General features: G+C 63.8%; 21 protein-coding genes and 1 tRNA gene. 10 read left to right on the forward strand and 12 right to left on the reverse strand.

The annotated features are described in order from the left end of the window. Window positions 1-86: 86 nt before the first annotated feature. Complete coding sequence (locus XH83_RS07385) at window positions 87-449, forward strand: hypothetical protein (RefSeq protein WP_210346999.1); 363 nt, start codon at window positions 87-89, stop codon at window positions 447-449. A 60-nt stretch (window positions 450-509) separates the two neighbouring features. Here the strand turns inward: XH83_RS07385 and XH83_RS40190 are convergent, their stop codons facing one another. Beyond that, entirely contained in the window at window positions 510-638 is a 129-nt protein-coding gene (locus tag XH83_RS40190; RefSeq protein WP_256438918.1) for a hypothetical protein, read from the reverse strand. Window positions 639-809: 171 nt separating this feature from the next. Between XH83_RS40190 and XH83_RS07390 the strand changes: the two genes are divergently transcribed. Both XH83_RS07390 and XH83_RS07395 read left to right on the forward strand, forming a co-directional pair. After that, window positions 810-1,748, forward strand: coding sequence for a Ku protein (locus tag XH83_RS07390; RefSeq protein WP_194406360.1), 939 nt, complete (start codon window positions 810-812; stop codon window positions 1,746-1,748). Continuing rightward, window positions 1,745-2,128 (forward strand): hypothetical protein, encoded by a 384-nt coding sequence (locus XH83_RS07395; protein ID WP_194406361.1) that lies wholly within the window; start codon window positions 1,745-1,747, stop codon window positions 2,126-2,128. The genes XH83_RS07390 and XH83_RS07395 overlap by 4 nt, the downstream gene beginning before the upstream one ends. Here the strand turns inward: XH83_RS07395 and XH83_RS07400 are convergent. From XH83_RS07400 to XH83_RS07425, 6 genes are all read right to left on the reverse strand, one after another. Further along, the gene (locus tag XH83_RS07400; RefSeq protein WP_194406362.1) at window positions 2,067-2,336 is read right to left on the reverse strand and encodes a hypothetical protein; all 270 of its coding nucleotides are present in this window, start codon (window positions 2,334-2,336) and stop codon (window positions 2,067-2,069) included. The genes XH83_RS07395 and XH83_RS07400 overlap by 62 nt on opposite strands. A 277-nt stretch (window positions 2,337-2,613) precedes the next feature. After that, on the reverse strand, window positions 2,614-3,627 hold the full coding sequence (locus XH83_RS07405; protein WP_194406363.1) for a hypothetical protein: 1,014 nt from the start codon (window positions 3,625-3,627) through the stop codon (window positions 2,614-2,616). 189 nt (window positions 3,628-3,816) lie between these two features. After that, the gene (locus XH83_RS07410; protein WP_194406364.1) at window positions 3,817-4,839 is read right to left on the reverse strand and encodes a hypothetical protein; all 1,023 of its coding nucleotides are present in this window, start codon (window positions 4,837-4,839) and stop codon (window positions 3,817-3,819) included. Window positions 4,840-4,841: 2 nt separating this feature from the next. Next, window positions 4,842-5,999, reverse strand: a complete 1,158-nt coding sequence (locus XH83_RS07415) for a hypothetical protein (RefSeq protein ID WP_194406365.1) — start codon at window positions 5,997-5,999, stop codon at window positions 4,842-4,844. Between the two features lie 407 nt (window positions 6,000-6,406). Continuing rightward, a tRNA-Ile gene (locus tag XH83_RS07420) sits at window positions 6,407-6,482 on the reverse strand. Between the two features lie 347 nt (window positions 6,483-6,829). Beyond that, on the reverse strand, window positions 6,830-7,804 hold the full coding sequence (locus tag XH83_RS07425; protein WP_194406366.1) for a tripartite tricarboxylate transporter substrate binding protein: 975 nt from the start codon (window positions 7,802-7,804) through the stop codon (window positions 6,830-6,832). A gap of 106 nt (window positions 7,805-7,910) precedes the next feature. On the opposite strand from XH83_RS07425, the gene XH83_RS07430 reads away from it, so the two are divergent. Next, window positions 7,911-8,891, forward strand: a complete 981-nt coding sequence (locus XH83_RS07430; RefSeq protein WP_194406367.1) for a TAXI family TRAP transporter solute-binding subunit — start codon at window positions 7,911-7,913, stop codon at window positions 8,889-8,891. Between the two features lie 182 nt (window positions 8,892-9,073). Here XH83_RS07430 and XH83_RS07435 read toward each other — a convergent pair whose 3' ends face one another. Both XH83_RS07435 and XH83_RS07440 read right to left on the reverse strand, forming a co-directional pair. After that, window positions 9,074-10,303, reverse strand: coding sequence for an ABC transporter substrate-binding protein (locus XH83_RS07435; protein WP_194406368.1), 1,230 nt, complete (start codon window positions 10,301-10,303; stop codon window positions 9,074-9,076). Window positions 10,304-10,403: 100 nt separating this feature from the next. Next, window positions 10,404-11,297 (reverse strand): helix-turn-helix transcriptional regulator, encoded by an 894-nt coding sequence (locus XH83_RS07440; protein WP_194406369.1) that lies wholly within the window; start codon window positions 11,295-11,297, stop codon window positions 10,404-10,406. A gap of 270 nt (window positions 11,298-11,567) precedes the next feature. Between XH83_RS07440 and XH83_RS07445 the strand changes: the two genes are divergently transcribed. From XH83_RS07445 to XH83_RS07455, 3 genes are read left to right on the forward strand one after another with little or no spacing between them, the layout of a single operon-like run. Further along, entirely contained in the window at window positions 11,568-12,395 is an 828-nt protein-coding gene (locus XH83_RS07445; RefSeq protein ID WP_194406370.1) for a substrate-binding domain-containing protein, read from the forward strand. Between the two features lie 55 nt (window positions 12,396-12,450). Next, window positions 12,451-13,557: a molybdopterin-binding protein gene (locus XH83_RS07450; RefSeq protein ID WP_194406371.1), complete on the forward strand. Its 1,107-nt coding sequence runs from the start codon at window positions 12,451-12,453 to the stop codon at window positions 13,555-13,557. Window positions 13,558-13,570: 13 nt separating this feature from the next. Continuing rightward, complete coding sequence (locus XH83_RS07455; protein ID WP_246776427.1) at window positions 13,571-15,520, forward strand: molybdopterin biosynthesis protein; 1,950 nt, start codon at window positions 13,571-13,573, stop codon at window positions 15,518-15,520. A 41-nt stretch (window positions 15,521-15,561) separates the two neighbouring features. On the opposite strand, the gene XH83_RS07460 is transcribed toward XH83_RS07455, so the two are convergent. From XH83_RS07460 to fdhD, 3 genes are all read right to left on the reverse strand, one after another. Further along, entirely contained in the window at window positions 15,562-15,792 is a 231-nt protein-coding gene (locus tag XH83_RS07460) for a hypothetical protein (protein WP_194406373.1), read from the reverse strand. Window positions 15,793-15,864: 72 nt separating this feature from the next. Next, on the reverse strand, window positions 15,865-16,515 hold the full coding sequence (gene mobA / locus XH83_RS07465) for a molybdenum cofactor guanylyltransferase MobA (RefSeq protein WP_371746286.1): 651 nt from the start codon (window positions 16,513-16,515) through the stop codon (window positions 15,865-15,867). Continuing rightward, window positions 16,502-17,392, reverse strand: a complete 891-nt coding sequence (gene fdhD, locus XH83_RS07470) for a formate dehydrogenase accessory sulfurtransferase FdhD (protein WP_194406375.1) — start codon at window positions 17,390-17,392, stop codon at window positions 16,502-16,504. Before fdhD ends, mobA begins: the two co-directional genes overlap by 14 nt. A gap of 208 nt (window positions 17,393-17,600) precedes the next feature. On the opposite strand from fdhD, the gene mobB reads away from it, so the two are divergent. The 3 genes from mobB to XH83_RS07485 are packed head-to-tail and all read left to right on the forward strand — an operon-like array spanning window position 17,601 to window position 19,702. Beyond that, window positions 17,601-18,128, forward strand: a complete 528-nt coding sequence (gene mobB, locus XH83_RS07475; protein WP_194406376.1) for a molybdopterin-guanine dinucleotide biosynthesis protein B — start codon at window positions 17,601-17,603, stop codon at window positions 18,126-18,128. 9 nt (window positions 18,129-18,137) lie between these two features. Further along, a complete protein-coding gene (glp, locus tag XH83_RS07480; protein WP_194406377.1) occupies window positions 18,138-19,394 on the forward strand; it encodes a gephyrin-like molybdotransferase Glp in 1,257 nt (418 codons plus the stop codon). A 44-nt stretch (window positions 19,395-19,438) separates the two neighbouring features. Then, window positions 19,439-19,702 carry a sulfurtransferase TusA family protein gene (locus XH83_RS07485; RefSeq protein ID WP_194406378.1) on the forward strand — a complete coding sequence of 88 codons (264 nt, stop codon included), beginning with the start codon at window positions 19,439-19,441 and terminating at the stop codon, window positions 19,700-19,702. The last annotated feature ends 115 nt before the right edge of the window (window positions 19,703-19,817 follow it).

The following is a 19,817-nucleotide window of genomic DNA, read 5'->3' on the forward strand; positions in this document are numbered from 1 at the left end:
TGGTCGGCCGCCGTCGATGAATGATGCTGACGCGACCTGTCCCGTAGCGCGCTCAAATTGCCCGCAATCCGCGGCAGGAGATGACGATGACTTGCGCCATATCGACCGGTCGGCCGTGCAAGCACTGTCGTCCGCCCGCAGAGATCGAGCCGCTCGGCTTCCAGGCCGACTTCACCGCGGCCGAGCATGAATTGATCCTGCGCGGCTTCCAGCCAGACGAGATGGAGCAGAAATGGTCCGTCTGCTGCGACGGCGACTGGGTGTATTTCTGCCGGAGCTGGACCAGGTTCATGATATTTGCGCTTCGCCTGGAGCGAACACCATCCGGTGCGCGCGTGGCCGATTCCCTGGTCAGCAGGGATGCCAAGCAGTATCGCTCGACGGACCTCGATCACGACCGCCGGCTCGTCCGCGAGCTCATCGACGGATGGTTGCTTTCTCCCGATTGATGCCGCTTGCAGCCTTCTCGTTGCCGAGAAACCGCATGCGGCAGGGTCATCAGCGCAAGGTCAGCGCACGCCCGTGCCTTTGCAGCGCTGGCACTTCAGCACCTTGTCGCCTTTCTTGACCAAGCCTTTGCCCTCACAATTCTTGCATTTCTGCTTCTTCTTGATATTCGGGCCTTTTTCACTGGTCATGACATTCTCCTGCCGCCCAACGGCGGCCCCGAAGGGGGTGCTCGGCGAAGGGGCGGAGCGATGCGACATTAATCCTACACTTACGCTGCCTTTTTCTCCACAAGCCATGTCGGAACCCAGGGCCGCCGTTCGTCTTGAATCCGAGCCGCCTCGAACCGGAGTTCTGCGTAAATGGCCCCCCGCGCCAACTGGAAAGGCTTCCTGAGACTGTCCCTCGTCACCTGTCCCGTGGCGCTCTATCCGGCCACGTCCGAGAGCGAGAAGATCTCGTTCAACCAGCTCAACCGGCAGACCGGCCACCGCGTCAAATATCTGAAGGTGGACGCCGAGACCGGCGACGAGGTGCCAAACGAGGACATCGTCAAGGGCTTTGAGCTGGACAAGGGCCAGTACATCGAGGTGTCCAAGGAAGAGCTTGAGGAGATCGCGCTGGAGTCCACGCGCACCATCGAGATCGACGAGTTTGTCGCCCGGTCGGACATCGACCCGCGCTACCTGATCCGCCCCTACTACATCCGCCCCGACGGCAAGGTCGGCCACGACGCGTTCGCGGTGATCCGCGAGACCATCCGCGAGATGGACAAGGTCGCGATCGGGCGCGTGGTGCTGACCAGCCGCGAGCACATCATCGCGCTGGAGCCGATGGACAAGGGCCTCGTCGGCACGCTTCTGCGCTACCCCTACGAGGTGCGCAGCGAGCAGGACTATTTCGACGATATCCAGGACGTGAAGGTCACCAAGGACATGCTCGATCTCGCCCGGCACATCGTCAACCAGAAGGCCGGCCGCTTCGAGCCCGAGAAGTTCGAGGACCATTACGAGACCGCGCTGATCGAGCTGATCAACGAAAAGCGCGCCGGCAAGGTCATCCAGTCGAAGGAGCGGCCGAAGGGCGAGAACGTCGTCGACCTCATGGAGGCGCTGCGCCGCAGCGTCGGCAAGGAGGCCAGGAAGGAGGCCGCGCCTGCGAAGGCCGGCAAACCCGCCAGGAAGCCGAAGAAGGCGGCGGCCGGACAGAAGGAGATGCTGATGCCGATCGCGGGCAAGAAGGCGGCCAAGGAGACGTCCGCGAAGAAGCAGGCGTCAGGGGCGCGGCGGAAATCGGCATGAAGCATCCGGTGACGGCGGACGGCCGCTACTTCGTCGTCCGCGGTCGCCTGTGGCGGATGGCCAATCCTGATCTCTCGGACGACGAGCGCGCAAGCCTGGTGAAGCGGCTGATGGCGGCACGGCGCGCGGTCCGCGACGCCAAGGCGGACCAGGCCCCGGAGCTAGAGGCTGCCGCGCATCGCGAAGTGGACGAGATCAAGCGCGCGCTGGGCGAGCGGGGGCCGGTCTGGTGGAAAGACGGCGCGCCGGACCTCAATCGCCATATGGCGAAGAACACGCCTTATGCCGCCTGGTACGCGAAGGTGTTTGCCGCAAGCGTCAAAGGCCCTCGTCAGGACACTCCGGACACGTCTCGCCGATCGAATCGAGGACGTCGTTGATCTCCGCGTCCGCCTGATCGGCGGAGACGCCCTCCGGCGGATGCTGCCGCGCAAGCGCGAGCGCGTGATCGCGCGCGTGCGGGTCGGCCCGATCCCTGGCCCAGCCATGCTCCTCGCATTCGTGGATGGCGCCAGCCTCCTGCAGCACGTGGAGCGCCCATCCACGCAGCGTGCGGATCGCCGGCCGCCTGTCCTTCGTCATCAGCATCGAGATCGCTCCTCGCCGGGACGAATCCGCGCCGCCCCCGCTTGTTCCCAGCGCTTAGCACGGGGCAGGGATTCCCAAACGGCAGGGCCGGGCTTGTCCCCGTGTTCCCGGGGGCTGTGGAGAGTGCGAGGGATGGGCGGAGGGGTCTGCGTGTTGTGACGCTTGGCGGAGAACGCTGGATTCGAGCCAAATCTCATGGAAGTCTTTGCGAACTTGGGTATCGCTGCTCGCTGGGGACAACGGTAGCGGTTTTTGGATGCTCTCCTGTGCCACTGCGCTAGTTAACGAAATCAATACTCCGGCATTTCCAATCATCGAGCAGAGATTCAAACGATAAGAAGTCCTCATCGGGCACCCAAGCCGCTCTGTTGGCCGTCTCAACTCGATTCAGCAGGAGCGCTCGCCATCTTTTCGAGATCGACATCCACCAATCACGGCGCATACAGGTGTGCTCTGCGTATTCAAACGCGATTTGAACCGCGAGCGTTGTGAGCTCCTTGTATGGTTGCAAGCAAAATGATTTGGCAAAACGCTTGCTTGGCCTTTCGCCCTTCAGCCATGTGAATATAGCGACTGGCATTTTGTCGGCGGTCAGAATATGCATTCCGATGTAGGCAGCTTCTTCAGAGAAATTCTGAAGCTTCGTTCCGACAACGTTGTAAAGTGGACGAAAGGCGCCAACAGACAGCAGAACAGGCGTCGCATCAAATCGGATAATCGCGGCCCGGATTTCGTCATACCCGGACAGGTTGATCATGTTCTCGGTGCGTTTGAAGTTTTCTTCCGCTGCAATCGCGGCGAGTGAATGGATCTGAAACGCTTGGTAAAATGGTTCGCGTCGTGGATCACTGCTTAGGTACTTTCTTGCCTCGTTCGCGGCTGCATCCTCCGCGTTTCCTCGAATATAAACTTCTGCTGCCATCGCTCTATAATGCAGCAAGGTAAGTTGTTCTCGTGTGAAGGTGAGGGCTGCGTCCTCCAAAGGCGCAAAGAGATTCTTATCATGACGTGCGCAGAAGCACTGCAATGTTGAGAAATTGCCGATACCGATATCTTCCGCTTGAAAGCCGGATCGTTTCATCTGCGCAATAGGTGAAAGGCGAGTAGGAACGGCGTGGACGTGACCTTGCACGGCAATTTGTGCGAGCTGCGAGCGAGGGATCATGTGTGCGTGAACGATTCTTCCATCGCAGCCGTCCCCACCAAAACGCTTGGACAGACACTCTTTGCTATCTAGGGCGCCTTGATAGCGCTTAAGAAAGCTCCATTGCATCGGTGTAATCGGTTTCATGGTCTGAACGCGCAGGTAATTGCAATATGCGTAGTATAACCGGCATGGCACTCGCTGCGAGTGAAATCACAACCGTGGCAGGTGGAGCGCTGCGGTAACAGTGTGCTTAATTCATTCGGTATCCGCAGGGCGGACGCAGAATTGAGTGCACAGTCACCGCAACACTAGCAACACACTGAGTCTCGTCGGTCACCAATCTGCCTTACGGTTCTTCGCCGTGAGCATTGACTTGGCTCCCTTGTGAAACGCCATGACCGTTTTTCCGTAGGGCAGTTTCATACTTTCTGGGATGTTGGTATCTAGCGACAGCATCTGGATGGTGTTTGGATTTCGAGCGATCATAATCGACGGAATCTCTCGCCAACCCTCGGCCTGGAGGTTTCCCCGCAAAGCTCGGCGTGTGGCATTGGTCAGTATGTCGACGAGTTCCAGTCCCGGCTCGGGGGCGGTAGAAAATCTCAGGCTCTCCGAAAGCACGAGACCGAGGTTCATGGGTTTCGGCCCGTCAGGTTTTGGTTTGAGCAGGTTCTTCATAAAGTCGGAAATTTCGTCGAACTCAAAGCGCCTCATGTGCGAGTAATCACCAATCTTGATGGATCGCATGGGATCGCGGGCCATCTTGCTTTGGAGGGCTGGCTTGATGAAAATCGTCCACCAGGTCTCCCAAGGTGTTGGAATCGAATTGTCGCCTTTGGCGTCGATGACCCAATGGAAGTTGGCAAGCTCCTCCGGGCGACGCTGGGAATAATACATTGTCCCATGCTCGATGACGCGGTCGATCAATTCGAAGATCACGGCACTCTGGATGTTGAGCTGTAAGCTGTAAGCCTCCAGCTCTCTCCGGGCCTTCCAAATGGCATCGATCAGAGACTGGTGGTGCTTGTCCGTTAGGCTCGAAGTCATTCCCTCGGCTCGGGCGGCCTGGTTGCGCCGAATGCCTTCCTCGGTATGAATTCCTAGATCGATGGCCGCCACTTCGAAGATAACGTCGTGATGCCTAAGGATCGGCATCAGCTTTGCGATGTCACTTTCTGACAGGCGCTTGCCTTTGACTTCGCCTTTCTCAATGGGGAGGTATTTTCGGAGCTTCCCGTATTCCCGCTCTAGGCTTCGCTTGCGAGCGTTGGGCACGATCAACGCGCCGATCATGGATATGCTGAGCGGTTGGCCTACCCCCGTAAAGGTACCAGTCTCGTCAATGAAGATGTGCACGATCAACCTTCACGGATAGCTCGACGCGATACCATGCGCACCCGCGCCAGCCTGGCGGCGCGTTCGGCCTTGAACGCTGCATCAGATACAAGAACGGACAACAGGGCTTCTTCAACATCTCCTTGGTTGGAGTAGAAGTCGAACCTTGCACGTGACCATTCAGAAGGGGTTGTCGGGTCCGGCGGCTTCAGGTCGAGGAAGCCTGTTAGAGCCATTCGATAAAGGATGCTGGCGTACGAGAAGAGGTTACGGCCGGAGCGCTTCACGATCAGGCTTTTTTCGTCGACTGGATTCCCGTGCAGGAAATCGTTTCGAACTCGGTAGATTTCGCCATAAATCCAGCAGCCGAGGTTGCGCTTCGTCTTCGAGCTTGTCGGCTTGAACCTCCGAGCCTTCATTTTCTTGTGCCTCCATGGCGCAGCACCAAGGCGGTCGTACACGTCCCACAAGCGGACCTTGTCCTGACCGGTGTGGGTCAAGATTTCGAACGCGCTGACCCAAAGTCCGATATTGCGACCGAGTGAGAAGGTCGTGAGGTCCGCGCCCGCGGGCATCTTTGACGCCGCCGCTGCCATGTTGAGAGACCGGAAGAGGGCCCGGTCAGTCCACAGGGGACGCTTGGTACTGTATCGCTGCCGCCAGCGCTGAATCAGGGCCGTCAGGAGAGGATTGTCCGTATCCATATGGTCGAAGTCTAGCGCCGACAGAATCGGGGAAGTCTGACCACGAAAAACGCAAACCTCATGTAGTGCGACCTGGCCCGGCGTGTGGCAGACTAGGTGCTTATGCTTCTCGTGATATACCCATGGGTAGAAATCAAAGTAATCCGAATATTGGATGTAGTGAGAGCCGTCATGCACGATGCCTCTGGCGCGCTGAAGCGGAATGACAGACAGCGCGAGGAGGTCCCGAAAGCTTGAGACGGCTTCGATCGATCTAAAGGTCTTAGGAGCGTCAGACCGAAGCAAAAGAACGCCCGGAGAGACACGTGCCCCGAACGGGTCGGTGAATTTCTGAACGAATTTTTTGAATTCAGGGTGGATGGATTCATAGGCTTTGAGGCGGTCGTCTGTGCAAGGCACAATCGCCACCTCCTCCGAGATAACCTCATGAGCTACACGGAGGTTCGGGATTAGGAAAACCGGCATCCAGTCGGCCATTGTTTTCCTATAAGCGAGTCGCTCCCAGCATACAATTTTTTGGGGATTGCGGTGACAGTGCACAAAACTCAGGTGGGCTGAGCAGGGACTCGGTAGTGAGTCTCGGCGTGTGCAATTTCTCTTCGCATCCGGCGTGTTCAAGCTAAGTTGGAAATACTTCGCTCTTCAGGCATGCGTGGCTAAGCGATGCGCAGCGGTCGGCTGCAGCCCGCCTTGGCGCTGCGCTTCGGGGCGGGAGACCTCACTGACCTCGCTGGGAGTTCATGGAGTTCATGGCACTGGCTTGCTCGCCGAAGTTCGCGAAGCAGTCCGTCTTCGCTTTCACTTTGTTCCAGCTACGCCGGACACCACGCTTCGCCCTGCGTTCTCCGCTTGGCAGCGCCACGCGTAGCCCGCAGGGCGAAGCGTGGTGGGCCCGGCAGGACTCGAACCTGCAACCAGACCGTTATGAGCGGCCGGCTCTAACCATTGAGCTACAGGCCCCGCCGCGAGGCAGCTCGCGGGAACGCGGCCGGCAACGGTGCGCGGTTCGTTTACAGGGATGGCGGCGGGGGTGCAATGCTGGCGCGGGCGGGCGGGAACGTCGGCGCGGCAACGCCCGTCATTTCGAATAACCGAATTTTCCGATGATGCATGTATACCCTGTTTTGCCCGACGAAGCAAACCGCCTTGGGAAGCAGCGGAGCTGCGGAGGCCCGGTTTTCGGCTCCCGTAACCCATTGAATTTGCTAGCCTCGTCTACTGTGCATGGGGTTGTTTTGCGACTTTTGGGTATGGAGGGGGACCAACCGCCCCCTCCAATGCCGTAACCGCCGTGTGGCCGAGCCCCGCTAATCCACCGAGACCCCGGCGAACTCCACCACCTTGCGCCACTTCTCGGTCTCGTCAGCGACCAGCTTGCCGAACTCGGCCGGCGTCATCGGCTTGGGGATGCCGCCGGTCTCCGTGAGCCTGGCCACCAGCTTGGGGTCCTTCAGCGCTTCGCCGACGGCCTTGTTGAGCGTCTCGACCACTTCGGGCGGCGTGCCCTTCGGCGCGGAGATGCCGTAGAAGCCGACCGATTCGAAGCCAGGCACGGTCTCGGCGATCGCGGGCACGTCAGGCACGGTCGGCCAGCGCTGCGGCGAGGTCACGCCCAGCGCGCGGACATTGCCGCCCTTGGCCTGCTCCATGGCCGAGGGGAGGTTGTCGAAGATCAGCTGCACCTTGTTGGAGATGATGTCCGGGAAGGCGATCGCCGAGCCGCGATAGGGCACGTGCACCATGTCGCATTTGGTCAGCACCTTGAACAGCTCGGCCGACATGTGCACCGAGGTGCCGTTGCCGGACGAAGCAAAGGAGATCTTGCCGGGGTTGGCCTTGCAATAGTCGACGAACTCCTGGACCGTCTTCGCCGGAAACGCGTTGGAGACGACCAGCATGTTGGTGAGCTGCATGATGCTCGCGACCGGGGTGGTGTCGCGGATGAAGTCGAACGGCAGCTTCTTGTAGAGCGAGGTCGAGATCGCGTTGTTGGGCGCGACGAACAGCAGCGTGTAGCCGTCCGGCGGTGAGTTGATCGCGGCGGCGGCGGCGATGTTGCCGCCGGAGCCGGTGCGGTTCTCGACGATGAATTGCTGGCCGAGCCGGTCCGACAGCCACTGCGCCATGATCCGCGCGACGATGTCGACCGGGCCGCCCGCGGCAAAGCCGATCAGCCAGTGCACGGGACGGTCGGGATAGGCGGCGGAGGCGCGAGGCGTGGCGCTGAACAGACCTGTGAGGACTGCGAGCCCGAACACACCGCACCGCAAAATTCGCAACATGACGCCTCCCATTGCATTATTGTCGTTGCGGGCATGCTTTCACAAAAACGGACGGCTGCCTACATCGCCGCAAGTCGGTGTTGACGCAGGCCTGTTGGAAATGACCATGAGATTCGCGATCATCGTTCTCGGCGCAGCGCTGCTCCTGAGCCCCGCTGCGGCTCAAACCGGAGGCAACGCCATTCCGACCACGCCACATACGATCAGCCATACTATCAGTCTCGGCACCGCGACGCCCGGCGGCGGCTTTCCGCTCTATGGCAACGCCTTTGCCGAGGTGATGAATGCGGCCGATCCGCAAGTCACGATCGCGCCGCGCAACACCAAGGGCAGCAATGAGAACATTCCGCTGCTGGAGAAGTGCGAGCTCGATCTCGCGCTGGTCGCGGGCGAGCCGGCCTATGAGGCCTTCGCCGGCATCGGCCGCGCGAAGGTATCGCTGAAGATCCTGACGGCGATCTATTCCAATCCCGGCATGTTCGTGGTGCGCGCAGACAGTCCCTACAGGACCATCCGCGATCTCGTCGGCCAGCCCGTCGCGTTCGGCGCCAAGGGCTCGGGCCTGCCGATCCTGGCGCGCTATGTGCTCGATGGGCTCGGGCTCAAGCAGGACGAGGATTTCAAGGCGATCTATCTCGACCGCGCCGGCGACGGCCCCGCGATGGTCGAGGACGGCCGCGTCGCCGCGCTGTGGGGGGCCGGCATCGGCTGGCCCGGCTTTGCCGCGGTGGCATCGAGCGCGTCCGGTGCGCGCTTCATTGCCCCCAGCGTGGACGAGATGACGCGCATCCGCGCCAAGCATACCTTCCTGAAGCCGCTGCTGGTGCCCGCGAACAGCTATCCGAAACAGGACGCGCCGATCGCTTCGCTGGGCTCGTGGAGCTTCGTGCTGACACGCGAGGATCTGCCTGACGACGTCGCCTATCGGCTGGCGAAGGCGCTGCACGGCGTTGAAGCGAATTTCTGCAAGAAGCTCGCCCAGGCCTGCGAGACCACCGCGTCGAACACGGTCGCCGCGGCGCCGAGGCCGGAACTGATCCATCCCGGCGTGATGAAGTATTTTCGCGAGATCGGGGTGGTGAAGTAGCGAATGCGCTTTCTTCCTTCTCCCTTGTGGAAGAAGGTGGCGCGAAGCGCCGGATGAGGGGTTCTCTCCGCGCGTACAAATTGAGAGTTCGACTCGCGGAGAGAACCCCTCACCCGGCTGCGCTTCGCGCAGCCACCCTCTCCCACAAGGGGCGAGGGTGGATCGTCAGCGCAGCTACATCGTCACTTCTTCACCAGCGGGCACGCCTGGTCCGGCGGGCCGAACGCCTTGTCGCCGGAGATCGTGGTGAGGATCTTGTAATAGTCCCACGGATATTTGCTCTCCTCCGGCGTCTTCACCTGCACCAGCCAGAGGTCGTGCACCATCAGATTGTCCTCGCGCAGTTTGCCGTTGCGGGCGAAGAAATCCTCGATCGGCTTCTCCCGCATCTTGGCGGCGACCTTGAGCGGGTCGTCGGTGCCGGCTTCCTTGATGGCGTTGAGATAGTGCATCACGCTCGAATAGACGCCGGCCTGCCACATCGAGGGCATCTTGTTCATCTTGGCGAAGTAGCGCTTCGACCATTCGCGGGTCTTGTCGTCCATGTCCCAATAGAACGAGGTCGTCAGGAGCAGGCCTTGCGCGGCCTGCAGGCCGAGGCCGTGGATGTCGGTGATCAGCGCCAGCAATGCAGCCATCTGCTGGCCGCCCTTGAACACGCCGAACTCCGAGCCGGTCTTGATCTCGTTCATGTTGTTGGGCGGGCCGGCTGCGATGCCGATGATCTTGGCCTTGGAGGCCTGCGCCTGCAGCACGAAGGAGGAGAGATCGGGCGTTGCCAGCGGCGGCCGCACCGAGCCCAGCACCTTGCCGCCATTGGCGGTGACGACCGCGGAGGCGTCGCGCTCCAGCGAATGGCCGAAGGCGTAGTCGTCGGTGATGAAGAACCAGCTGTCGCCGCCACGCTTGACCACCGCGTCCGCGGTACCGACCGCGAGCGCGCGGGTGTCGAACACCCACTGGATCGCGTAAGGCGAGCAGAACTTGCCGTGGAAATCCGCGGTGCCGGTCGAGTGGGTGATGAACAGCCGCTTCTTCTCGTTGGCGATGTTCTGCACCGCGAGCCCGACCGCCGAGACCGGAACGTCGACGATCAGGTCGACCTGCTCGACGTCGAACCAGCGCCGCGCGAGCGAGGCGCCGATGTCGGCCTTGAGCTGATGATCGCCGACCACGACGCTGATCGGCTTGCCGAGCACCGTGCCGCCGAAATCGTCGATCGCCATCTGCGCCGCCGTCACCGAGCCCTGGCCGGTCGGCGCGGAGGCCGGGCCGTTCATGTCGGTGAGCACGCCGATCTTGACGACGTCGTCGGAAAGCTGCGCCATGGCGGCACCCGACGTCAGCGTCGCCGCCAAGACGGTTGCCGCAAAGCCGGCCGCGACCGGCAGTCCAAATCTCGTTGGATTCACGCTTGTCCTCCCCTGATCCGGCGCGTTGGCCGGTGTTGCCCCGGGTGTGCCCCCGGCTGAATTGGTTTCTTTTGCAACTATTTGGGGGCGGGCGTCAATGTCAGGCTGCGAACCGGATCTGCCCCGCGGCCGAGGGATCATAGCCGGTCAGCTCCTCGGCGCGCTGGCGCAGCCGCCTTTCGCTGAGAAACCGCAGCAGGGCCTGCATGGCGGGGCGGAAATAGCTGCGCTGCCGCATCGCAAGGTCGAAATTCTCCCAGACCAGCGGCACGAAATCCAGACCCGCCGAGCGCGCGGCGGCGCGCGTCGCGATGCCGCAATCGGCCTGGCCGGCGCGGACGATCTCGGCGAGATCCGGCCCGGTCAAAGCCGGCGGCTCGACCCGGCGCAGATCGCGCGTCGAGGCGCCGGCACGCTTCAACAGCACGTCGAGCAGCATCTGCGCGCCGGTGCCCTGCTGCCGCATCGCCATCCTGGCGCCGAGCGCGAGCACGTCGGTCAGGCCGTGCAGCTGCTTGGGATTGCCCTGCGGCAGCACGAGCCCCTGCTCGCGGCGCACGAATGCGACCAGCACCGCATCATGCAGGTCGGGCGCCGCGCGCAGCGCTTCGACGCTGGCATCGCCCGCGAGATCGCCGGCAGCATCCAGGCCGTGGAAGTGCACCGCCGCCGCCATCACCTCGTTGCGCTGCAGGCGCTCGAGCCCGCGCATGCTGCCCTCGCTCATCGATCCCAGGCCCGAGCCGGATTCGCGCAGGCTCCAATCCAGCAGCTCGTCCTGGCTGCCGCCCACCACCGGCGGCGGCTCCGCGATCAGCATGCCGGCCGGACGCGCGAGGCCCGACAGCACCCAGAGATCGAGCTCGTGCCGAGGGAAGAGCCATTTCCCCGTCACCTTGGTGCAGGGGATCGCGCCGGTGGTGACGAGTTCGTAGAGCTTGCGTTCGCCGAGCCGAAGATAGTCGGCGGCTTCGCTGGTCGTCAGGAATTCCATCCTGCATTCCTATGCAAATTCTTGCTTCTTTTTGACGTTCGACGCAGGTGGAATCTGCACTTCAATTGTCGTGTGAGCGGGAACCATGCCCGATCATCTCGCTGCTTTGCAACACATCCTCGCAGGCGATTCCTGCTTTGGTGAACGATCTCAACGGGTGCTGAGCCTTGCCGAAATTTCCCGATTTGGAGGACGCATCGATGCAAGCGCGTCACGAGTGCGGCGCAATCGATCATCATGATCGCGTCATAGCCAATGGGAACCTGATCCATGCGCCGCCTGTCCGTTGCATTCGCGCTCCTCTGCGGTCTCACCGCGGGCGTTGTGGCGTCATCCGCGGAGGACCACGCGATCGTGCTGGCCTCGACCACAGCGACACAGGAGTCCGGCCTGCTCGACAATCTGCTGCCGATCTTCCGCGACAAGACCGGCATCGAGGTGACCGTGATCGCGCGGCGCGCCGACGAGGTGCTCAATGGGCCGCGAAGAGGCGAGGCCGACGTCGTGCTGATGCATGCGCGGCCGCAGGAGGAGAAATTCGTCGCCGACGGATTTGGCGTGAAGCGTTTCGACGTGATGTACAACGACTATGTGCTGATCGGGCCGAAGAGCGATCCGGCGGGCGTGAAGGGCAAGGATATCGTGACTGCGCTGAAGGCGATCGAAGCCAAGGGCGCGCCGTTCGTGACGCGGGGCGATCGCTCGGGCACCCACGCCGCGGAGCTCGCGCTCTGGATCGTCGCCGGCATCGACATCGCGAGCGCCAAGGGCGCCTGGTATCGCGAGGCGGAGCGCGGCATGGCCTCGGCTCTCGACGCCGCGCGCGCCGCGAATGCCTATGTGCTGTCGGATCGCGGCAGCTGGATTTCGTTCAGGGACCGCGGCGATCTCGACATCGTCGTCGAAGGCGACCGGCGGCTGCTCAATCAGTATGGCGTGATGCTGGTGAATCCCGAGAAGTTTCCGAACGTGAAGAAGGATCTCGCGCAGATCTTCATCGATTGGCTGACCTCGCCGGAGGGGCAGGCGGCGATCGCCGGCTACAAGGTCGATGGGCAGCAGCTGTTCTTTCCGAACTCGGACAGGTCCGGCGGCTGACGGCCCGCAGTCCCGGCGGTTGCCAAAGCAGCCGATGCATGGTCCACCATGGCGCATGACCCAGCGCCTGCCATCCTCGCTCACGCCGCTCGAGATCGCGCTCGCCGCGTTGCTGAACGGGCTCGAGCCGCTTGCACCGGTGGAGTTGCCGCTGTCCGACGCGGCCGGCTGCATCGCGGCGGGCACTGCGCTATTTACCGCCCATCCGCCGCACGACATTGCCGCCGCGGACGGCTGGGCGCTCTGTGCCAATGATCTCGTCGGCGCGTCCTCTTATTCGCCGCCGCCTCTGACGAAAGAGCCGCAATGGGTCGAGGCCGGCGAAGCGATGCCGGCAGGATGCGACTGTGTGCTCGATGCCGACGCGGTGGAGGTATCGGGCCCGCTCGTGCAGGTGCTGGCGGAGGGCGTGCCGGGGCAGGGCGTCAGGCGCGCCGGCGGCGACATCGGAGAACATACGGCCGTTGTGGTCGCGGGGCGCCCGGTCACCCCCGCCACTCTGTTGCTCGCGCGCGTTGCAGGTGTCGGGAAGCTGAGCGTGCGCCGACCGCGGCTGCGTCTCGTCAACGTGCCCGGTGCGACGGCGACGACGCATTTGATTGCCGAGATCGCGCGTGCCGCGGGACTGCATGTTGAGATGCATGAAGCCGGTGCGCGTGCTGCTGCATCGATCGCGGAGGCCGTCACCGATGACGCCTGCGATCTCGTCGTGACGATCGGCGGCAGCGGTGTCGGCCGCCACGACGCAGCCGTCACGGCGCTGGCCGAGCGCGGCGAGGTGCTTGCTCATGGTCTCGCGCTTCGGCCCGGGCTCACCGCCGCGGTTGCGCGCCTCGGCAATGTTCCCGCCGTCGCCTTGCCCGGCTCGCCCGATGCAGCGCTCGCGGCCTGGCTCGCGCTCGTGCTGCCGCTCGTCGATCGCCTGTCGGCGCGACAACGGCGACGTCAGATCACCTTGCCGCTATCACGCAAGATTGCCTCCAGCGTCGGCATCGCCGAGATCGCGCTGCTGGCTGAGGAACACAAGGCGTGGAGGCCGCTTGCCGTGGGCGAATGGCCGTTTCAGGCGATGGCCGGCGCGGATGCCTGGTTGCTCATATCAGGCAATCACGAGGGATTTGCGGCAGGTGAGCCTGTCGATGCCTATCTGATGCGGGAGTGATATGGGTTCCGGCATGACGATGATCCCGAAGCCACCAGACCGCAGCGCGCTCGAACAGGAGCAGTTCCTCAAGATCCTCTCGCGCGAGGAGGCGCTGGCGCGCTTCGAGGCGGCGCTGTTCCCGCGCGCGCTGCCGTGCGAAACGCGCAAGCTTGGTGCTGCGCTTGGCGCGGCGCTCGCCGAAGACGTCACGGCGCCGATCGATGTTCCCCCGTTCGACCGTTCCAATGTCGACGGCTTTGCCGTGCGTTCGGGGGATCTCGTTGCGGCCGGCGAAGGCAAGCCGGTGCGTCTTGGGCTGAACGGCGAAACCATCCACTGCGGCACCGCGCCGGCGCTGCAAGTGGCGGCTGGAACCGCAACGGCGATTGCCACCGGCGGCCCGCTGCCGCGTGGCGCCGATGCCGTCGTCATGGTCGAGCACACCCAGCCGGCGGGGGCGGATGCCATCGAGGTTCGTCGCGCCACGTCTCCCGGGCAATTCGTCTCCTATGCCGGATCCGACATCGCGCGCGGCGAGGCGCTGCTGCGTGCCGGCACCGTCATCGGCTCGCGCGAGATCGGCATGCTGGCCGCGTGCGGCATCGCCGAGGTGAAGGTCGCGCGCAAGCCACGTGTGGCCGTGATCTCGACCGGCGATGAATTGGTGCAGCCGGGCCAGAGGCTCGCGCCTGCCGGGATCTACGACACCAACGGCGCCATCGTCGCGGCCGCGATCGACGAGAACGGCGGCGAGGCGATCTTCCTGGGCGCGATTCCCGACGATGAAGCCAAGCTCGAAGCTGCCATGCGTGCCGCGCTCGCCGATGCCGACATGCTGGTGCTGTCAGGCGGCACGTCCAAAGGCGCGGGCGACCTGTCCCATCGCATCATCGGCCGGCTCGGCGCGCCCGGCATCATCGCGCATGGCGTTGCGCTCAAGCCCGGCAAGCCGCTGTGTCTTGCGGTGTGCGACGGCAAGCCGGTGGTGATCCTGCCGGGCTTTCCGACCTCGGCGATGTTCACCTTCCACGACATGATCGTGCCGGTGCTGCGCAAGCTGGCCGGCCTGCCGCCGCGCGCCGATGCCAGGGTCAACGCGACCGTGCCGGTGCGCATTGCGTCCGAGCTCGGTCGCACCGAATTCGTCATGGTCTCGCTGGTCGAGGGCAGGGATGGCCTGATCGCCTATCCCTCCGGCAAGGGGTCTGGCGCGATTACGTCCTTCGCGCAGGCCGATGGTTTCCTGCGCATCGATGCGCTCGCCGACCAGATGCCGGCCGGGACCGAAGCCGAGGTGACGCTGTTCACACCTCATGTGCGGGTCCCCGATGTCGTCATCGTCGGCAGCCATTGCACAGGTCTGGATCTCGTCACGGCGCAGCTTGCGCATGCCGGCCTCGCCGTGCGCTCGATCGCGGTCGGCAGCCTCGGTGGGCTTGCCGCGGCGAAGCGCGGCGAATGCGATCTCGCGCCGATCCATCTGTTCGACGACAAGAGCGAGACCTACAATTCGCCCTATCTCGTCGAGGGGCTCGAACTCGTGCCCGGCTGGCGGCGGATGCAGGGCATCGTCTTCCGCAAAGGCGACAGGCGTTTCGACGGCCTCGATGCGAAGCAGGCCGTCGCTGCCGCGCTCGCTGATTCCGCCTGCATCATGGTCAACCGCAATCAGGGTGCCGGCACGCGCATCCTGATCGACCGGCTGCTCGGCGGGGCGCGGCCGGAAGGCTATTGGAACCAGCCGCGGTCGCACAACGCAGTCGCGGCGGCCGTCGCGCAGCACCGCGCCGACTGGGGCATGACCATTGCGCCGGTCGCCCACGCGGTCGGCCTCGGTTTCATTCCGTTCGCGGAAGAGCATTATGATTTTGCGCTGGTGACGGCGCGCAAACAGCGTCCGGCCGTGCAGGCTTTTCTCGATGCCCTTGGTTCGGACGAGGCGCGCACAGCGCTGGAGCGGGCTGGATTTCGACCTGCTTAGAATGTCCTCGCGCCGTTCGAGCGCGCGCACCGGGCTTTCCGCTACGATACCGGGTCAGTGCCGATGGCGGCTTGATCGACCTGCTCGCGCCTGCGCTGCCGCTCTTCGGCTTCCGCCAGCGCGCGCTGTGCGGCGGGTGGCAACGGCTTTGGATCCTGCGGGACCTCGACGGTGTCAGGCTTGCTCAGCTGCTTCGTGCGATCGATCACGTCCGAGACATCGAACGCGACGTCGACGACATCGAAAATGATGTCCAAGAGAGAGTCGGCCATGGCTCATCCGGGGCAGCGTCCCAATATTGGTCGCTGCCTTCCTTGGTCCGGTTCACCGGCCAGGAGAGACCCTCAGGCCGCGTCGTCCAGCGCGGCCAACCGCTCGGCTTCGGCGATGTCCTCGACCGTGTTGGCGTTGAAGAACGGATCGAGCGGCTCGGCCGGCCACGTCACGGTCGCGAGTGGATAGCGTGCGGTCCAGCGGTCGATCTTGCGGAGGTCTTCGACGACCAGCGCGTGACGCAGCTCGCCGCGCAAGGCGACCCGCCACAGGCCGATCACGGGATGCGACTGCTCGCCGGATGCGGCGACCGCGAGCTGCGCGTTCTGGCGTTCGCGTGCGTCATGCAGCCGGGCCACCAGATCGCGCGGCAGGAACGGGCAATCGCCGGCGGCGCTGAGCACCCAGTCGACGTCCGGCCGGTTCGCCGCGGTCCAATCGAGCGCGGCCAAAATGCCGGCGAGCGGGCCGGGAAAGCCGGGCACGTCGTCGGGGACGACCTGCAGGCCGAAGGAAGCGAAGCGCGCGGGCTCTCCGTTGGCATTCAGGATCAGTCCGGTGCATTGAGGTTTCAGGCGCGCGATCACGCGCTCCAAAATGGTGCGGCCGCCGATGGTGCGCATCGGCTTGTCGCCGCCACCCATGCGCCGCGCGAGGCCGCCGGCGAGCAGCACGCCAAGAGTTGGCGGAATAGTCGTGGCTGGAAATTCAGTCGTCACCACCTTCACCCTTGCGCTTGTGCTTGGCCGATTCCTCCTCGACGTAAGCGAGGTCCTGGTCGTAGACGATGCGCTCTTCGCCCGCGAGGACGATGAAGCGCTTGCCGCGGGTGCGGCCGACCAGCGTCAGCCCGACCTGACGCGCGAGATCGACGCCCCAGGCGGTGAAGCCGGAGCGCGACACCAGGATCGGAATGCCCATGCGAACCGTCTTGATCACCATCTCCGAGGTGAGGCGCCCCGTGGTGTAGAGGATCTTGTCGGAAGCATCGACGCGGTGGCGATACATCCAGCCCGCGATCTTGTCGACGGCGTTGTGACGCCCGACGTCCTCGGTGTAGCAGAGCGGAGTGCCCTCCTTGCACAGCACGCAGCCGTGGATCGCGCCGGCCTCGAGATAGAGCGAGGGCATGGTGTTGATGGTCTGCGTCATCTGGTACAGCCAGGATGTGCGCAGCTCCGCCTTCGGCAGCGCGACGCTCTCGACTGCCTCCAGCAGGTCGCCGAAAGCCGTGCCCTGCGCGCAGCCCGAAGTCTGCGTGCGCTTCTTCAGCTTGGCTTCGAAATTGGTGTGATGCTCGGTGCGCACCACGACCACTTGGAGATCGTCGTCGTATTCGACCTCGGTGACGGCGTCATTATATTTCAGCATGTTCTGGTTCAGCAGATAGCCGAGCGCCAGATATTCGGGGTAGTCGCCGATCGTCATCATGGTGACGATCTCCTGGGAATTCAAATAGAGCGTCAGCGGCCGCTCCATCGGCACCTTGATCTCGACCCTGGCGCCGGTCTGGTCGGTCCCGGTCACGCTCTGGGTCAGGCGCGGGTCGTCCGGGTCAGGGATGATCAGGGGCACCGGGGCTTTGTCCATTTGCATCATGGCGGCGAGGTTAGCATGACATTCGGGCCAAGCCGATATAAGCATGGCGGCGAAAGAGCGAAATGCTGCCTCGGCGTCATTGCGAGCGCAGCGAAGCAATCCAGAAATACATCCGCGGAGATGGTCTGGATTACTTCGCCGCACTCGCAATGACGGGGTGGAGCCGGAGGTTCCGTCAGCGGTCGTTGGTTGCGAAAAGAGAGCTGGAATGAAAGTCATCGGCCTTGCAGGCTGGAGCGGTGCGGGCAAGACCACGCTGTTGGCGCGGCTGATCCCGCATTTCAACGCGCAAGGCCTGCGCGTCTCGGTGATCAAGCATGCGCACCACCAGTTCGACGTCGACGTGCCCGGCAAGGATTCCTGGCGCCATCGCGAGGCCGGCGCCTCCGAGGTGCTGGTGGCGTCGTCGAACCGCTGGGCCCTGATGCACGAATTGCGCGGGGCGGCGGAGCCGCGGCTGCCGGAACTGTTGGGCAAGCTGTCCGCGGTCGATCTCGTCGTGGTCGAGGGTTTCAAGCGCGAGCCGCATCGCAAGATCGAGGTGCATCGCGCGGCGAACGGCAAACCGCTGCTGTTTCCCGACGATCCCGGCATTGCCGGCATCGCGGCCGACACCGCCATTGACACCCGGCTGCCGACTGTCCATCTCGACGACATCGAGGCGGCCGCGGCGTTGCTGCTGCGCGCGGCGATGCCGGTCGAGGAAGCGGTTGCGAAGAGCGCCGCGATACGCTGACGAGGCACCATGGCGCAACTCTCGGACGATTGCTTTGCCTTCGGCGGCCCGATGATGTCGGTCGACGAGGCCGTTGGTCTCATCACGACGCGCGTCAACGCGATCGCCGATCTGGAGACGGTGTCTCTCGTCGATGCAGACGGTCGCGTGCTGGCGCGCGATGTCGCGGCGCCGCTGCCGCTGCCGCCCTTCACCAACTCGGCCGTCGACGGCTATGCCGTGCGCAATGCCGATGTTCCCGATCGCGCCGAGCAAGCGCTCCCGCTTGACGGTCGCATCCCGGCCGGCGGGCTCGCGCAGGCACCGATCAAGCCCGGCCACACCGCGCGCATCTTCACGGGCGCGCCGATGCCGCCGGAGGCCGAAACCGTCTTCATGCAGGAGGACGTCCGCATCGACGATTCCGGTCGGATCGTGCTGCCGCCGGGGCTGAAGCCGGGCGCGAATGTGCGCCCCGCCGGCGAGGACATCCCTCAGGGACAGATCGCGCTGCACGCCGGCCAGCGCCTGCGGCCGCAGCATGTTGCTCTCGCCGCCGCGTTCGGCCTCACAAGACTGGACGTCGTCCGGCGCATCCGTGTCGCCGTGTTCTCGACCGGTGACGAGCTGGCGTCCCCCGGCGAGACACGCGCCGCCGCGCAGCTGTTCGATTCCAACCGCTTCATGCTGATGGCGATGCTGCGCCGTCTCGGCTGCGAGGTCAGCGATCTCGGCATTCTCCGCGACGAGCGGACTTCGCTCGCGAACGGCTTGAAGCAGGTTGCAGGGCGCCACGATCTGGTCCTCACCACCGGCGGCGTCTCGACCGGCGAGGAGGACCACGTCAAGGCCGCGGTCGAGAGCATCGGCTCGCTGGTGCTGTGGCGGATGGCGATCAAGCCCGGCCGGCCGGTGGCGATGGGCATCATCGACGGCACGCCGCTGATCGGACTGCCCGGCAATCCCGTCGCGAGCTTCGTGACGTTCGTCCACGTGGTGCGGCCGACGGTGCTGGCGCTGGCGGGCGGCCTGCCGGAGCCGTTGACACCGATCCCGTTGCGCGCGGCGTTTACCTACAAGAAGAAGGCAGGTCGGCGCGAATACGTTCGTGTATCCCTGCGGCGTGCGCAGGACGGCCGGCTCGAGGCCATCAAGTTTCCACGCGAAGGGGCGGGGCTGCTGTCCTCGCTGGTCGAGACTGATGGCCTGGTCGAGCTCGGTGAGAGCGTCACGGGCGTTGAGCCGGGGCACAGCGTAGGTTTCTTGTCCTATGCCGATCTGCTCTGAGCGGCTGCGTTGACGTCGTTGCCTCACCTCGCCATGTTGCGCCCATGACCAGAACGACGCTCGACCTCACCGGACTGAAATGCCCGCTGCCTGCGCTGAAGACGCGCAAGGCGCTCAAGCCGTTGCAACCGGGCGATCAGCTCGAGGTTCACTGCACCGATCCCTTGTCGGTGATTGACATTCCGAACCTGATTCGCGAGACCGGCGACACGGTGGAGATCACCGAGCGCAACGACGCGCGCATCGTGTTCTTGATAGAAAAAGCAAATGGCTCGATAGGTGGCGCCAATGGTGCACCGCATTCGTGAGCGTTACCTCACTGATACCGACCTTTTGTCTATCGACATCGATCATGGCTTCTGCCCAAATTGACTTTCTCCGTGCAGGCGCGGAGGTTGAGTCTTGTCTGCGATACGCGGATCA

This window comes from Bradyrhizobium sp. CCBAU 53351, from assembly GCF_015291745.1.
Taxonomy (GTDB): domain Bacteria; phylum Pseudomonadota; class Alphaproteobacteria; order Rhizobiales; family Xanthobacteraceae; genus Bradyrhizobium.

Bases quoted from the DNA above. Each gene is read 5' to 3' on its own strand.
- XH83_RS07385 (WP_210346999.1), top strand. From the start codon at position 87: ATGACTTGCGCCATATCGACCGGTCGGCCGTGCAAGCACTGTCGTCCG.
- XH83_RS40190 (WP_256438918.1), bottom strand. From the start codon at position 638: ATGACCAGTGAAAAAGGCCCGAATATCAAGAAGAAGCAGAAATGCAAG.
- XH83_RS07390 (WP_194406360.1), top strand. From the start codon at position 810: ATGGCCCCCCGCGCCAACTGGAAAGGCTTCCTGAGACTGTCCCTCGTC.
- XH83_RS07395 (WP_194406361.1), top strand. From the start codon at position 1,745: ATGAAGCATCCGGTGACGGCGGACGGCCGCTACTTCGTCGTCCGCGGT.
- XH83_RS07400 (WP_194406362.1), bottom strand. From the start codon at position 2,336: ATGCTGATGACGAAGGACAGGCGGCCGGCGATCCGCACGCTGCGTGGA.
- XH83_RS07405 (WP_194406363.1), bottom strand. From the start codon at position 3,627: ATGAAACCGATTACACCGATGCAATGGAGCTTTCTTAAGCGCTATCAA.
- XH83_RS07415 (WP_194406365.1), bottom strand. From the start codon at position 5,999: ATGGCCGACTGGATGCCGGTTTTCCTAATCCCGAACCTCCGTGTAGCT.
- XH83_RS07425 (WP_194406366.1), bottom strand. From the start codon at position 7,804: ATGTTGCGAATTTTGCGGTGCGGTGTGTTCGGGCTCGCAGTCCTCACA.
- XH83_RS07430 (WP_194406367.1), top strand. From the start codon at position 7,911: ATGAGATTCGCGATCATCGTTCTCGGCGCAGCGCTGCTCCTGAGCCCC.
- XH83_RS07440 (WP_194406369.1), bottom strand. From the start codon at position 11,297: ATGGAATTCCTGACGACCAGCGAAGCCGCCGACTATCTTCGGCTCGGC.
- XH83_RS07445 (WP_194406370.1), top strand. From the start codon at position 11,568: ATGCGCCGCCTGTCCGTTGCATTCGCGCTCCTCTGCGGTCTCACCGCG.
- XH83_RS07450 (WP_194406371.1), top strand. From the start codon at position 12,451: ATGACCCAGCGCCTGCCATCCTCGCTCACGCCGCTCGAGATCGCGCTC.
- XH83_RS07455 (WP_246776427.1), top strand. From the start codon at position 13,571: ATGACGATGATCCCGAAGCCACCAGACCGCAGCGCGCTCGAACAGGAG.
- XH83_RS07460 (WP_194406373.1), bottom strand. From the start codon at position 15,792: ATGGCCGACTCTCTCTTGGACATCATTTTCGATGTCGTCGACGTCGCG.
- fdhD (WP_194406375.1), bottom strand. From the start codon at position 17,392: ATGATGCAAATGGACAAAGCCCCGGTGCCCCTGATCATCCCTGACCCG.
- mobB (WP_194406376.1), top strand. From the start codon at position 17,601: ATGAAAGTCATCGGCCTTGCAGGCTGGAGCGGTGCGGGCAAGACCACG.
- glp (WP_194406377.1), top strand. From the start codon at position 18,138: ATGGCGCAACTCTCGGACGATTGCTTTGCCTTCGGCGGCCCGATGATG.
- XH83_RS07485 (WP_194406378.1), top strand. From the start codon at position 19,439: ATGACCAGAACGACGCTCGACCTCACCGGACTGAAATGCCCGCTGCCT.